Source organism: Trichodesmium erythraeum IMS101, assembly GCF_000014265.1.
Classification (GTDB): Bacteria; Cyanobacteriota; Cyanobacteriia; order Cyanobacteriales; family Microcoleaceae; genus Trichodesmium; species Trichodesmium erythraeum.
Window position 1 is genome coordinate 21,236 of sequence record NC_008312.1, and the last position, 15,285, is coordinate 36,520.

The 15,285-nt window shown below is 34.0% G+C and carries 8 protein-coding genes; 2 read left to right on the top strand and 6 right to left on the bottom strand.

Going from position 1 to position 15,285, the window contains the following annotated elements; translation table 11 throughout:
- Positions 1–10: 10 nt before the first annotated feature.
- The 5 genes from TERY_RS00050 to TERY_RS00075 all read right to left on the bottom strand — a co-directional run bounded on the left by TERY_RS00050 (position 11) and on the right by TERY_RS00075 (position 6,401).
- Positions 11–1,198 carry a TRC40/GET3/ArsA family transport-energizing ATPase gene (locus TERY_RS00050; RefSeq protein WP_011609942.1) on the bottom strand — a complete coding sequence of 396 codons (1,188 nt, stop codon included), beginning with the start codon at positions 1,196–1,198 and terminating at the stop codon, positions 11–13.
- 246 nt (positions 1,199–1,444) lie between these two features.
- The gene (locus TERY_RS00055; protein WP_011609943.1) at positions 1,445–1,837 is read right to left on the bottom strand and encodes a DUF2358 domain-containing protein; all 393 of its coding nucleotides are present in this window, start codon (positions 1,835–1,837) and stop codon (positions 1,445–1,447) included.
- 417 nt (positions 1,838–2,254) lie between these two features.
- Positions 2,255–2,431, bottom strand: a complete 177-nt coding sequence (locus TERY_RS31875) for a hypothetical protein (RefSeq protein WP_155994192.1) — start codon at positions 2,429–2,431, stop codon at positions 2,255–2,257.
- Positions 2,432–2,563: 132 nt separating this feature from the next.
- The gene (locus tag TERY_RS00060; protein ID WP_011609944.1) at positions 2,564–3,094 is read right to left on the bottom strand and encodes a pentapeptide repeat-containing protein; all 531 of its coding nucleotides are present in this window, start codon (positions 3,092–3,094) and stop codon (positions 2,564–2,566) included.
- Positions 3,095–4,205: 1,111 nt separating this feature from the next.
- Positions 4,206–6,401, bottom strand: coding sequence for a DUF4912 domain-containing protein (locus tag TERY_RS00075; RefSeq protein ID WP_011609946.1), 2,196 nt, complete (start codon positions 6,399–6,401; stop codon positions 4,206–4,208).
- Between the two features lie 1,317 nt (positions 6,402–7,718).
- Here TERY_RS00075 and ilvD point away from each other — a divergent pair.
- A complete protein-coding gene (gene ilvD / locus TERY_RS00080; protein WP_011609947.1) occupies positions 7,719–9,404 on the top strand; it encodes a dihydroxy-acid dehydratase in 1,686 nt (561 codons plus the stop codon).
- 794 nt (positions 9,405–10,198) lie between these two features.
- On the opposite strand, the gene TERY_RS00085 is transcribed toward ilvD, so the two are convergent.
- Positions 10,199–11,236: an IS630 family transposase gene (locus TERY_RS00085; protein WP_011609948.1), complete on the bottom strand. Its 1,038-nt coding sequence runs from the start codon at positions 11,234–11,236 to the stop codon at positions 10,199–10,201.
- A 593-nt stretch (positions 11,237–11,829) separates the two neighbouring features.
- Between TERY_RS00085 and TERY_RS00090 the strand changes: the two genes are divergently transcribed.
- The gene (locus TERY_RS00090) at positions 11,830–14,118 is read left to right on the top strand and encodes a PBP1A family penicillin-binding protein (protein ID WP_011609949.1); all 2,289 of its coding nucleotides are present in this window, start codon (positions 11,830–11,832) and stop codon (positions 14,116–14,118) included.
- Positions 14,119–15,285 lie beyond the last annotated feature (1,167 nt).

The following is a 15,285-nucleotide window of genomic DNA, read 5'->3' on the forward strand; positions in this document are numbered from 1 at the left end:
AATAACTATCCTAAACTTTTGCCACTTCAGCAAATCTAATTTTCAAATAATCATCCTCCATTTTTGCCCCCACAGGTTGCAATGATGCTAAAGCTTGAGGTAAAACTAAATTCCGACGATGATTACCAATTCTAATATTCAACTCATCTCCAGTTTTATTCAATTGAATTTTCTCTTTAGGAATTCCTGGCAAATATAATTCCAAATTATAATTACCCTTTTCTTGCACTACCTTAACAGTATTTTCCTTATAATAAACCTGACTGGGATCTTCATCTCCATAAAGAGTTTCTTTCAACCTCTTCAAAGCAGCTAAACCACACATTTCTTCAGAATAAAGAGGTACTTCCTTCACAGGTAAAGGTCTAAAATTATCGTGAATTTCTTGCCGATATTGCTGTTGATTTTCCTTCCACTTTTTAAAGAAAGGGTCACTTACAGAATCAGGAATAATTCGATTTGCTACTACTAAATCTGTCGAAACATTGTATAAACTTAAATAAGCATGAGCGCGTAAAGACTCCTTAATTACCATTTTTTCAGGATTAGTAATTAAACGCACAGAAGTCTTAGTATTATCAGTTAAAACCTTTTCTAAAGCCTCAATTTGCTCATAAAATTCATAAGGAGCATCCATAACTTCTTTATCTGGCAAAGAAAAACCAGTAATAGGTTTAAAAATAGGCTCAAAAAGAGGTCTCAATGCTACCGACATTCCCTGCAAAGGTTTATAAAACTTTCTCATATACCAACCCCCCACTTCTGGTAAACTCAAAAGTCGCAAAGCAGTACCAGTTGGAGCAGAATCAATAATTAAAACATCGTATTCCCCCTCGTCATAGTGACGCTTCATCCGCACCAGGCCAAAAATTTCATCCATTCCTGGCAAAATTGCTAACTCTTCAGCTTGTACACCATCCAAACCGCGTGCCTGCAAAACTTGAGTAATGTAACGTTTTACAGCTCCCCAGTTTCCCTCTAGTTCCATCAAAGCATCCAACTCAGCACCCCAAAGGTTTTCCTTCACTTTTCGAGGTTCATGGCTCATTTCCATATCAAAGCTATCTGCTAGGGAGTGAGCTGGGTCAGTGCTGAGAACCAGAGTTTTATGGCCTAACTCTGCACAACGTAATCCTGTTGAGGCGGCCACTGATGTTTTGCCAACACCACCTTTTCCCGTCATTAATATTACACGCATCAATTATTTAACCTTTTCTGAATGATGTTTACATATTTTAACTTTAGCGGGTTTTTTACTTTTTCAGTGTTGAGGAGATTTTACATACCAAAATTGTATTTTTTTGTCAATCAATATATCTACATTGTCGAAAATAAGCTGATAATTATTTACCGAAGAATAGATCTTAATTATATTAATTATTGTCAATATGTGAAGCCTCAAACCACCCAATACCAGAGCTGCTTAGTATTAATCATCGCGCCTTTACACAGGGAAGGATCTTAGTTGAAAAAGCTGTTTTAAAACGTCCAGTCGAGAGATATCCCAATAGTCAATATGACTGTTAATTAGTCCATCTGCATTCAGTTTTAATTCACTCCATCCTGGAATTGCCATTGGAGGTTTCCAGGGGACAGGGGCGGTCCAGCTAAGTGTCCAACGAGTTTTAATCACATTTCCTGACTGACTAATATCGTGCAAGTCAAGTTTAATATCATTAAACCAATTGTTCATAAAACCGATCATTTTTTGATAACGCTCTATGCCTCGAAATTTATTTAGTGGATCTTCAAAGTAAACATTTTCTGCGTAAATACTATAAGTTTGGTCAGCAGGAAATTTTTGATAATCTTGTTTAAGTCTTGAAATAATATCCATTTTGTTTCTTACCTTCTCTTTTTCTTCCTTGTTAAATTAAAAAATTATTGAGTATTTTCTTTAAGTAGTTATGCAAAATTAATTACACATACCTGCTTATGTTTAACAGCCTAAACGTTTAAAAATAATAGTCAAGAAATAATGGTAATTAATTTTCCCTAGGTACTTAGTAGGTAACCATTCAGGTGCCTTCAGTGTAATCACACCATTGATTACCAGAAGCGAAATTATCGAATATTGTTTTTCTTGACAAAAAGAATAAACTAGGGTAAGATTATAGAGTTATTCAATCATAGATCCGATTAAATTTCTGAATGTCGTAAACCATTGTCAAAAACTGAACTGGTTAAAACGCTATTGACTTAACAGAAAGTTATAGATAAACTTTAGGAACTCTCTTGAGAAATTACAACAGACTTAAAACTTAGATAGTAAGATATTCTCCAAGCCTCCATAAACTGATATACTGAAAAAGTCCGAGGATGCTTTAGCAAAAGAGGAACCTCCAAATGATAAGAAAAAGAGACTACCAGGAGGAAAAAATTTTTTTTTACCTTTGGCGATCGCTCTTATTATTTGTTTTCTCAAACTCATTGTTTATTTCAAACCTTACTTTTTAGGAAAATCTTCATCATATAAAGCTTTATCTCAATTTTGAGCAGACTTAACTTGCTCAATAGTCAGAGCTTGAATGCTCCTAAAGTCAGCCTGCAAGAGGTCCATATTTTAGCAATTAACGTTTGGCATATAAGCTTTACTGAAATTAGCTTCATTGAGTTTAGCTCTCGAAAAATTTGTTCCATCTAAATTTGCATTTGATAAATCTGCTTTTGAAATATCAGCAACTTGAAATTGAGCTTTTGGTGCATGAGCAGAGTTGAATTTATCCTCTTCAAGATTAGGCTCTGATAAATTACTTCCATTGTCTCTTAGGATTTTTCGTAAGTTATAGTTGATTATAACTAAGCTAATATTTTCACTATTAAGGTAAGTTATTAATTCCCAGTTATCTTCTCCTAAATTAGTATAATTTTTCACCCGAAGAGTATATGCTTTTAAGTTTTCTAGATTAATTAATTGAATAAAAATTTGCTCTAACTTTTTTCGCTTCTCATCATTTAACTGTTCATATACCTCCTTTGCATGGTTAGCAATTGATTTTTTTACACCACCAATTTCTTCATAAATATTGTGAGTTAATTTAGCATTAGTTTGTTTGTTCCATAGTTGTGTTAAAGTCAATTCTAACAAAGGCAAATTTTAAGCTTTATTATTAAGATTCCCATAAATTATCAAACTATTCAGCAATACTTGATTACTAGACGTAAGAAGCATTTATCCTTATCTATACAAACTTATACTACTATCATAATTATTTGAGCCCTTCTACCTCTTCAATCAGTTTTTCTATTACTTATTATTGTTGCTAAACCAGTTTCCCTAGAGCTTCTTTAAACATTCATTCTAGGTTTTTCGGTATTTTAAGATATCTGGTGGCTTAAATTTCATTTTTCTACTTTAATACAGACCTTTACTTTTTTGTTAGCCTATTATTCTTTAATCATGCTTTCTCAAAAAATAGCTCTAACTCCTATTACTCCTGCCTCCTACCTTCATTTCGCCTATTTCTTTTACTCTCAAGCCGTAGCTCCGATGCAGGTTGACGTCTTAAAGACTAATGCACCCACCCCTAATAGAGGTGGGCAAGGCAGGGCGATCTGTCTATTTAAAATCTGGGAATACCCGAGGGCGACTTACAAAAAAAATTTATGGGTCTTTATTTGTGCTTTAGTGAAAAGAAGCTGCTCCGAAATCTGAAAGCTTCCCAAGTTAAATTCTCAACTTCGGAGAGTTTCGAGGAACCTCTTCTTTTCTACAGCATTTTATGAGATAAGGCACGTATAACAAACCCTACACATTAATTAATTGAAAGTCGCCCGATGGGCGGGCGAGGTAATAAAGCAAATTTTTCGGTAAATTTGGGTAAGAAAAAAGAGCATTTAGTCCTTTAATAATGATGACCAAACTTACAGAAACTTTTATGAGAAAGTCCCAATTACTTTTTTTAGTAATCAAACTTTCTACCCTATTAAAAGAGGCTTTTTCTCTTTTTTTGTACTTTTCTACTGGTCTTTGACATTTCCAGGAGTTGAAACATTCTGGTGTCTCTTGCAAATCAACCGAAAACAGGATTTATCCACATTTTGTTTAAGTCTGTCAACATATTTCTACTGATAATTTAAACAGCTGTCCAGACTTTAACTGGTAATTATTTAACTATAACTATTTAATTAATAGTAATGAGCAATAATACTCAATGTCATGATCGTTACCTTCTTGGGCTCTGAATAAATCAACTAATATATTTTTAGCTCATCCATTCCAGAATAGCTTCTTCTTTTTTATTGGTATGACGCTCTGGAGTTTCACGAGTGAACTGCATATGAATAGAGCGGTTTTGTTCACCATCAACTGCTACTGCCATAATTGGGTAATCAATCAAACCATCAGGGAAAGCCATCTGGAAGCGGAATGTACCATCAGGGTTCAGTTTAATGGGTCGTCCACCGATGGTAACAGTAGCATCAGGTTCAGTTGCACCGTGGATAATAAGTTCAGCATCAGCAACTAACCAGAACTTGCGGGGGCGAATTGGTGGGATGGAGCCAGCAATACCTGACATATTCATACCCATACCCGAAGCAGTTAAACCTACTCCTGACATATTCATACCCATACCCGAAGCAGTTAAACCTACTCCTGACATATTCATACCCATACCCGAAGCAGTTAAACCTACTCCTGACATATTCATACCCATACCCGAAGCAGTTAAACCTACTCCTGACATATTCATACCCATACCCGAAGCAGTTAAACCTACTCCTGACATATTCATACCCATACCCGAAGCAGTTAAACCTACTCCTGACATATTCATACCCATACCCGAAGCAGTTAAACCTACTCCTGACATATTCATACCCATACCCGAAGCAGTTAAACCTACTCCTGACATATTCATACCCATACCCGAAGCAGTTAAACCTACTCCTGACATATTCATACCCATACCCGAAGCAGTTAAACCTACTCCTGACATATTCATACCCATACCCGAAGCAGTTAAACCTACTCCTGACATATTCATACCTACACCCGAAGCAGTTAAACCTACTCCTGACATATTCATACCCATACCCGAAGCAGTTAAACCTACTCCTGACATATTCATACCCATACCCGAAGCAGTTAAACCTACTCCTGAAGCATTTAAGCCTACACCCGAAGCAGTTAAACCTACTCCTGAAGCATTTAAGCCTACACCCGAAGCAGTTAAACCTACTCCTGAAGCATTTAAGCCTACACCCGAAGCAGTTAAACCTACTCCTGAAGCATTTAAGCCTACACCCGAAGCAGTTAAACCTACTCCTGAAGCATTTAAGCCTACACCCGAAGCAGTTAAACCTACTCCTGAAGCATTTAAGCCTACACCCGAAGCAGTTAAACCTACTCCTGAAGCATTTAAGCCTACACCCGAAGCAGTTAAACCTACACCCGAAGCAGTTAAACCTACTCCTGAAGCAGTTAAACCTACTCCTGAAGCATTTAAGCCTACTCCTGACATAGTTTGACCAACCCCTGACATCATTTGATTGCCACAAGAAACATTGCTACCAGATGCCCACATCCCTAGACCTGATACCATAGCATAAGAGCTTAGTGTTTCTTCAATCATCTGGCCTGAACCTGGAACCATTTGAACAGAACCAAACATAGAACCAGAAACCCGTTTATCCTCAGCCTCAGCTATGCCAAACATTCCTTGATAAATATCATCATGATTATCATGAAAAGTAATTTGACGACTAGCAGGAAAAAGTTCCATAAAGGTTTTTCCACGCAAATCTTCATCCCAACTAACTGTGATGAATTGCTCGTCAATCCAATCTGAAGGATAAACTGGGGGAATATTTACTTCCTCAGAACGAGACAAAACTAACCAACGACCATCAGCACACCGATAACCTATTTCCACAGTATAGTTGCGATCGCTTACCGGAATAGGTATGTACCATTCACGAGCTAATTCATCACAAGGATATTCCTGAATGCTATGAGGACTTTGAGAGTCTAAGTTAATATCCGTGACATCATATGTACGGAGAGCTAACTGTTGCCCTCCTTGACTACGTAGCTCTTCTTTAAGTTCATTCGAAATATCCCAGTAAGCGTATGCCCACTCTGGGTCCCTTGGCATTAGTACTATTTTACTTTTAGCATACCCGTTAGGCAAGTCAGTTAAACCTTCATCAACTGATGAAAAAAAATCATCAATATTATTTTCTTCGCCTGATTCAAACTTTTTTGCTTCCGCTCTTTCTTGTACTTCTAATTTTGAAAGTGGAGCGGATGAAAGATTATTCATACCTTGAGCCTCTATAACTGCTGCCAAAAGTTGTGCTTTACGCATTCTGCTGTAACGAGAGATACCTAGCTCACTAGCAACTTTGCGTAGTTGCCTTAAAGTCATCTCTTCTAAGGGTGGACGTTCTTGAACCATTGTGTATATTCTTATATTTTTTCTTTCACTGTTTTATATTCTATTTCCCAAAACCTAGCAAGTTATTACAAATAATTCCTTATTTCTTTTGATAACTAATTAAGTGTCACTTAAACCAATTAATGATTTAGGTGAATCCATTAGAACTCTTAGGAGTTTCTAGACATTTGGGATCGCCTTATAAGTTTATATCTTGCAGAAAATCTTAGGTTTGGTGAAGGGTCGTCACTCAAAAATTATGAGCATATATTTGAATTCATAGGCAATTTTAGACTTATAATATTATTTTCCCTTAACTTAACTTAATTTTATGATAAATTCAAGCAAATTGGTTAATAAAATTGCTTTATAGTTTTATTCAAAGTTACTAATACCAACTCTGATAAATGTTTGCTATGAACGTCTAGTAGTCTATCAAGATTGATTTTATGCCCCTTGTTTATTTTTACCTTTTGTTTTCTCAATTTAGTTTTAACTCATAAGCATGAAAATTGACAAACCATTTAGGAGCTTCTTGACCTAACTCAGAAGTTAAGATAGAAATATTCTCAATCTCTATCTATAGTTAATAATTTATCTTGTTAGTCAAAGAGGTATCTTATATAAATTATTGTTATAGCCAAAACTAATTCCAAAATATTCTTCTTTTACCCTTGGTATAATAGATATATCCCCAACAATCTTAACCATTTACTATAACTATACTTTAGCACTTTTTATGTCGTGTACAAAAATGCTATTGTCTTCTTTATCATTATTTTCTACTAGTATTAATAATTCTATTCTTGAGCAGAAAAAAAACTTCTGGTTCAAATTACCTTTTTATAAATTTTATTCTTTCAATCTTTTTCTCAATCTTTTCCCTTGCTTTTGAGATTAATTTTACTTTATTTATTATCTACTTTTTCCACTTATTTAACTACACTTTGTTTCCCTTAAAGATGCATAATTTTAGATTCAAGAGTAAATTAAAATTTCTATTTTATCAGATTATGAACTAAACAAAGCAGTTAGAGAAAACTTAAAAAAAATTTATACATTACTTGAGAATCAAGTTACATTCATTATAAATCTTATACAAAGCAACTACAAATAAATTCATGCTTTAGTGTCAAGACGAAACTACAATTAAATTAAAATTATCACTGGTAAAATTATGACTGCTTGTGGAGTTAAAACCAATCAATAGTCGGAAGATGGTAATCAAACATATGATTACTATTCAGAAATGGTATTAGCACTACTTATCTTAAGTCTTAGTATCTTTTGTCCCTTATTCTGAGAAAATTAAATACATAACACCATATAAAAAATACTATGCCAGAGAATTTGAGAAGTCAATTAGTCACCAAAGGAGTACAACGCGCTCCCAACCGAGCTATGCTGAGAGCTGTGGGTTTTGAAGATTCAGACTTTACCAAACCAATTATTGGGGTTGCCAATGCCCATAGCACTATTACTCCCTGCAACATGGGTATTAATGATTTGGCCATGAGAGCTGTAAGTGGAGTGAAAGAAGCTGGAGGAATGCCGCAGATATTTGGAACTATTACTATTAGCGATGGAATTTCTATGGGTACTGAGGGGATGAAATATTCTCTGGTTTCTAGAGACGTTATTGCTGATTCCATCGAAACAGTTTGTAATGGCCAAACAATGGATGGAGTTCTAGCTATTGGTGGATGCGATAAAAATATGCCAGGAGCAATGATAGCGATCGCTAGGATGAATATTCCTGCTATCTTCGTATACGGTGGTACTATTAAACCAGGCAACTACAACGGTAAAGACCTAACAGTTGTAAGTGCTTTTGAAGCAGTGGGAGAATATAGTGCTGGAAAAATTGACGAAACAGAATTAACAGAAGTTGAACGTAGAGCTTGCCCTGGTGCTGGTTCCTGTGGAGGAATGTTTACTGCCAATACTATGTCTTCAGCTTTTGAAGCAATGGGTATGAGTCTCATGTATTCATCAACAATGGCTGCAGAAGATGCAGAAAAAGCAGATAGCACAGAAAAATCAGCTCATGTTTTAGTAGAAGCTATTCGCAAACAAATTTTACCTAGTCAAATTATTACCCGTAAAGCTATCGAAAATGCAATTTCAGTAATTATGGCTGTAGGGGGTTCCACTAATGCAGTACTACACCTATTAGCAATTGCTTATGCTGCAAATGTGAAGTTATCTTTAGATGATTTTGAAATAATTAGGGCCAGAGTACCTGTATTATGTGATTTGAAACCTAGTGGTAAATACGTTACAACAAATTTGCATCAAGCGGGTGGAATTCCTTTAGTAATGAAAATGCTTTTAGAACATGATTTACTCCACCCAGATGCTTTAACCATAACAGGTAAGACTATTGGAGAGCAATTAACAAATATACCTTCTGAACCACCTTCTAATCAAGACGTGATTCGCCCTTGGAATAATCCTATGTATGCTCAAGGACACTTGGCTATTTTAAAAGGAAATTTGGCGACAGAGGGAGCAGTTGCTAAAATTACAGGAGTGAAGAACCCAGAAATAACAGGACTAGCAAGAGTATTTGATTCGGAAGAAGCTTGTTTAGAAGCAATATTAGCAGGGAAAATTCAAGCAGGGAATATTATTGTAGTTCGCTATGAAGGTCCAAAAGGTGGACCAGGTATGCGAGAAATGTTAGCACCAACTTCGGCTATTATTGGTGCTGGTTTGGGGGATAAAGTGGGATTAATTACTGATGGTAGGTTTTCTGGTGGTACTTATGGTATGGTGGTTGGTCATGTAGCTCCAGAAGCTGCAGTAGGTGGCACGATCGCTCTAGTTAAGGAAGGAGATATGATTACTATTGATGCTCATAAGCGTTTACTACAGTTAAATATTTCTGATGAGGAATTAGAAAAGCGTCGTCAAGTATGGAAACCACGAAAACCCCAATATACTAGAGGTGTATTAGCTAAATATGCTAAGTTAGTTTCTTCTAGCAGTGTTGGAGCAGTAACTGACGCTGGATTAGGTTGAAATTTAGTTAATAATTATTAACTTTTGGTTTGATCGTAATACCATATAGTTAAATACCATAGAATCCATTTTGTATCTTTATTTAAGCGAAAATTAGCTTTTGAAGTGGCTAGTATATTTAATAATTTTGGATGCTTATAATATCCAATTTTGAACTATTAATGTCAAAAATAACTAAACTAAAAAACTTGAAAAGCTTATAACTAGACAAGGAGATATCAAATGGATTCTATACAGTTGAGATAGTTAGATAATGAGATAATTAACTAAAAAAAAAAGGAAAAACTATGGTTACTTAATTAATTTTCTTCTTAAGAAACCGTATATAATCAGTGAATCTAGGCAACCCTTCTATAATCAGGTTCTAATTTTAGGGTTGGTTACCTCTAAACAATATAAATACCATTTTTACTAGTCAATGTTTAGAGTATTACTGAAAATGCAAATGTGGAACTTAATAGTACAAAATTTATAAGTTAACCCCGAAAATTAATTTTGCAATTAACAATACACTAATTATTTTATCTATATAATTTTAAGTAGGAAATAGAGTTCTTACAAATCATATTTTTATTGCACAATTTTTGATTGATATAGATTGAAAAAAGATACTAACAAAATACGACTTTCAGTGGAAATTTTGTCTCAGCTTAAGAAGTTCCTGTACTAAAAAATTGCTTTGTTGTAAAGTTTAATAGCGAGAATAATAAGACTTGGGAAAATAACAAATTTGATAATTAATCAACCAGCACTAAGTAAATCGGGTAAAATATATAATTGGATATATAGCAATCCTAAGTAGGTTGCGGCAAAATTTCATACTGAAAAAGTTTTGGGAAATTGAATATTTGACCATCCGCAAAAAACTTAAATAGCCACTTAACTACTTTAAAAGAACTGCAAAGATGATAAAAAGTAATACTGAAATTTTTGGTTTGTAACCAAATATCTTCAACAGGATTTTGCTCCGGAGCATTGGGAGCAAATCTTGTACAATTTATCAACAATTCTTCTTCTGATAAGTATTGATTAATTGTCATTAAATATTCTCGAAATTCTTGAGAGTTATGGTAAGTTGCCCCATCCCAAAATATTGCCAATTTGTTGCCCGGTCTTTGCTTCTGCAAATATTTAATAAATTCAATAGTATTTTTAGTATTTCCACTCTCATATTCTTGCACAAGAAATTCCTTGGTTTTATAGTCTAAAGCTCCATAATAAGTCTGTCTTTCTTTTTCATTTTTAATTGCAATTTCTATTCTTTCATCTGTTTTTCCCCAAGCATAACCTAATATGTCTCCCCATAGAAGATGACATTCATCAATCATAAACACTGTAAGCTTTCCAGTTTCTATTTCTGGTTGCCATTTAGCTAAAAATTCCTCTATTTCTTTTCTTTTAACTTCTACTAATTCATCATTTTTAGCAGGATTCTTTTTTTGAGTTTTTTTCCAACTTATGCCCGCTTCTTTAAACAAGTTATAGTAACTTTGATTAGACTCAAAAACCACATCATATTGCTCCTGTAAGTAGTTTTTTAAATCTGATAACCTAAGATAATCTTGTGCTCTCAACCACTCAATTGTTTTCTCTTTTTCGACCGTTTTTAAGTAACCTTGTCTCCCTTGATACTGAAGCCTTAAACTTTCTACACCATGAAATAATGCTTGGTTTTTCCATTCACTAATAAAACTGTGAGAAACATTTAATAATTCTTTGACTTCATGGTAGGATTTTCCTGACAAGGTCATTTTTACGGCCAAGGCCCTTTTAATTTCTTTAGACTCTTTTGTTTGATTAATAAAATTATTTAGTTTATCTATAATATTCATTTTTTGTCTTTTTCTTAGATCTGTTATTCTTACTATTATATCTGTTGCGACCAATATGGGATTGCTATAACATAATTTCGGCGAGTGTCTGAGGAAATATATTGGTAAAAACGGTTATCGAAGAAACTAAACAAAACTAGATTTGTGTCCAATCTATTTGTCAGTTTGTTAAAGTATATGATAAGCTGGACATACTTAAATTTATGAAATCTCTGTGACTTAAATATGTAGCTTAATAGCTAGAATATAGATATTTTAAGAAAACATTAATTTTAGATAAAAAAAATCCTGTATAAGATTTTAACCTTATTTTTAGCCTATTTTTTCTTCAATTCCTGCTAGTAGGTAAGATTGACATCAAGAAATGGAGTATGGAGAGTTATAAGACAATAAGGTTTATATAAGACCAAAACTCATAAAGAATGAAGGAGAGTTATAAGACAATAAGGTTTATATAAGACCAAAACTCATAAAGAATGAAATTTTAAGATGAGTTTTTTAGATTACAGAACTGTCGAAAAAAATCCTTAACTGAAATGTATTTAGTTATGGAACGAAGGTAGATTTTTCTCTATTATCTATTGCTTATAGTTATGAATTATTCTCAGCCTCTTCGTAATTCTCAAACTATTTTGGGTAATATTACCCAGATGATAAAAACTATTCATGCTAGTGTCAACTTTTCTAGACTAGCAATTAGACCTAATGCTAGAGTACCTGAACTATGGATAGAGGAAGGAAAAGCTACTCCAACTAAAAAATATCCTCTTTTGGGTGATCGTTATTTGCTCGGACGCTCCTCCCAAGCTTGTGACATTGTTATTCGTAATCACCTAATTAGTAAGATTCATTTATCTATCTCACGAAACTCAAATAAGGCTGACGCCCCTTATATAATAAAAGATGAAAACTCTCGTAATGGTCTCTACAATGGCAAAAAAAAGATTTATAGTCTGATTTTACGTCATGGTGATATATTAACTCTAGGACCACCTGCATTAGCTGATACTGTTAAAGTTCGGTATATTTATCCTCCTGCGTGGTATACTCAAGCCTTTCGTTATAGTTTACTTGGTATTTCTGGATTCACTGCTTTAGTGAGTTTAATTATTCTACTTGAATGGACAAAATTTCAGGTATACCCTCTACCTAATCCAATTACAGGCCCAGTAGTTATCTATGCTCGTGATGGACAAACACCTCTACGTCCAGTTTATACAAACTCCCATTATGAATTGGGGCGGATATCTAAATTTTCTAAATATTTACCAGACGCAGTCATTGCTTCTGAGGATAGTCGCTTTTATTGGCATATCGGTATAGACCCTATTGGAGTTGTCAGGGCAATATTGACAAATTTACGTTCAGATGGTAGACGCGAAGGAGGTAGTACAGTTACTCAGCAGCTAGCAAGAAGTATATTTCGAGATTATGTAGGCACCGAAGACTCTGCCAGCAGGAAAATACGAGAAGCGATAGCGGCATTAAAATTAGAAACTTTTTATAGTAAAGATGATTTATTATTAGCTTATCTAAATAAAGTCTATTTAGGATTAGATTTATACGGATTTGAAGATGCTGCAAGATTTTATTTTGGTAAAAGCGCTCAAAACCTAACTTTATCAGAAGCAGCAACATTAGTAGGAATATTACCAGCACCTAATATTTTTAATCCAGTACAAAATTATCAAATAGCTATAGAAAAAAGAGATGGGGTTCTTTATCGAATGCTTAGTTTAGGTATGATAGACCAACAGGAAGCAGATAGAGCTAGGCGATCACTCATAGAAATTAATCCGAAAGCTATAGAAATTATCCAAAGTACAATAGCACCTTATTATTATAGTCATGTCTTTAGTGAACTAGAAAATTTACTAGGAGAAGACCTAGCTAAAGAAGGAAATTTTATTGTTCAAACGGCTTTAAACCCTGAAATTCAAAGCTATGCAGAAAGAACTTTGCAAGATACAATTAATCAAGTTGGTTCTTATGCTAGCTTTTCTCAAGGAGCTATAGTTACAATAGATTCAAGAAATGGAGAAGTCATAACTCTGATTGGAGGTGTAGACTACAAAAAAAGTCAGTTTAATCGAGCTACTCAAGCACAACGTCAACCAGGTTCTACTTTTAAAGTCTTTGCTTATGCCGCTGCTATAGAAAAGGGTATACCACCAAAAAAATTATATTCTTGTAGTTCCTTTGGGTGGATGGGTCAAACTTATGAAGGTTGTCAACGGAGTAGTGGTAATAGAAATATGTATGATGGCTTGGCACTTTCTGAGAATGTGGTAGCTTTGCGGGTCGCTCAACAGGTAGGTTTGGATAGAGTGGTAAAAATGGCAAAGGGTTTAGGAATTAAGTCTCAGTTAAGTGCTGTACCTGGATTGATTTTGGGTCAAAGTGAAGTTAATGTTTTGGAAATGACTGGTGCTTATGGGGTATTTGCTAATGGTGGAGTGGCCAATAAACCCCATACTATTAGAAAGATTATAGATAGTAGTGATTGTCGCGATCGCAATAATATTTACACTTGTCGCTGTATTTATTCATACATACCAGACACAAATTGTGAAAACCCCAAAGGAGATATTCAAGCAAACCAATCTATTATACAACCATATATAGCAAGTATTATGACTCAAATGCTCCAAGATGTTATAAGGCATGGTACAGGTCGTAGTGCTAATTTGGGATGGGGAGAAGCAGGTAAAACTGGTACAACTAACCAAGGAATAGATATATGGTTTATTGGATATATTCCTAACGAAAGTATGGTTACAGGGATTTGGCTAGGAAATGATGATAACTCTCCTACTTATGGTAGTAGTGAACAAGCCGCACAGTTATGGGGAAATTATATGAAAAAGGTTGTGAATAAGTAAGTAGATAGGCGTAAAAAAAATTTGGCTATATTAAGATTTGTATACTGACTTCAAGCTCCTCTACATAGTTGATTTGAGTTAAATTTTAATTGTTTTATATAGGGACAAATTTCAACACAGACATACTTTATGAAAAATCATATATTCAATATTTACTTGAGTACTTATCTACAGACAGTTATAAACCGTATCTGCCATTTTAAACTATTAAGACTTTACCATCCATCAATGGGTTAATTGTCATTAATACTATGACTTTTGTGAAGCTAGTTGCTGTAATAATTGTAATTTTTAGGCCACGATAAAATTGTGAATAATTTAATACTCTAGTACCAGAGCCTATTGGTGTAGAATTCTGTCGCCTTATTTACTTCTAATAAAATACTAATTTAATGTACTGTTAATACTAAGTTTTTAGGCTCTATCTTTTTCATTTTTTCCCAATATTCAAACCTCAAAATTTATACTTTTTCATTAGCTGACGAGGTTCTATATATAGTTTTTTCTGGTAAGATTGTATTTTTTTTAGGAGTTCCCGAAAAATCTCATACTGTTTCTAAAAAAAATTCTACATTTTATTTATTAGGAAAGCAGGGAATTAGGGTAGTAGAGAAGAAGTAAACATAATAATAATTTACATGAATTTAGGGAAAGATAAGTAAGTTAGTGTTGAAATTAGTACTATATAAAAAATGCAAATTTACCTCAAATTAACTCTATAGAGCAGGGTAAGCTCATCTTAATTTATATAAAATGTACTTGACAAAAAAGTAAAATATACAGGTGAGGAATAAAGAGACTAAGAATGAAAAAAACCAAGTAGAATGAAGGTTCTCACACATTAAATAATTAGCTCATGCCCCAGAGCTTTGCCTCTCTTTGACCTGCTGAAAAAAAAATATAGGTTCCAACAAAAAACAAAAGGAAAATTTACCATATCTTGATAAAATTCAAAACAATTTATTAGGCTATATTCTTGAAATTGAATATTCTAGAGTACAAACAACTCAAAAACACATATTCTAAGATATATTGTAGTTTTATTGAAGATATTCTTTTTCTTCATCCTAGAACTAAAAAGTAATTTTTGGGATTACCAAATAAATATTAAACAGGTGGTCTTCAACATTTGATGGCTAAACATATTAAATTAGAAGTACCCTCAGA

Coding starts and splice junctions, on each gene's coding strand:
- TERY_RS00050 (WP_011609942.1), bottom strand. CDS start 1,198: ATGCGTGTAATATTAATGACGGGAAAAGGTGGTGTTGGCAAAACATCA.
- TERY_RS00055 (WP_011609943.1), bottom strand. CDS start 1,837: ATGGATATTATTTCAAGACTTAAACAAGATTATCAAAAATTTCCTGCT.
- TERY_RS31875 (WP_155994192.1), bottom strand. CDS start 2,431: ATGAGTTTGAGAAAACAAATAATAAGAGCGATCGCCAAAGGTAAAAAA.
- TERY_RS00075 (WP_011609946.1), bottom strand. CDS start 6,401: ATGGTTCAAGAACGTCCACCCTTAGAAGAGATGACTTTAAGGCAACTA.
- ilvD (WP_011609947.1), top strand. CDS start 7,719: ATGCCAGAGAATTTGAGAAGTCAATTAGTCACCAAAGGAGTACAACGC.
- TERY_RS00085 (WP_011609948.1), bottom strand. CDS start 11,236: ATGAATATTATAGATAAACTAAATAATTTTATTAATCAAACAAAAGAG.
- TERY_RS00090 (WP_011609949.1), top strand. CDS start 11,830: ATGAATTATTCTCAGCCTCTTCGTAATTCTCAAACTATTTTGGGTAAT.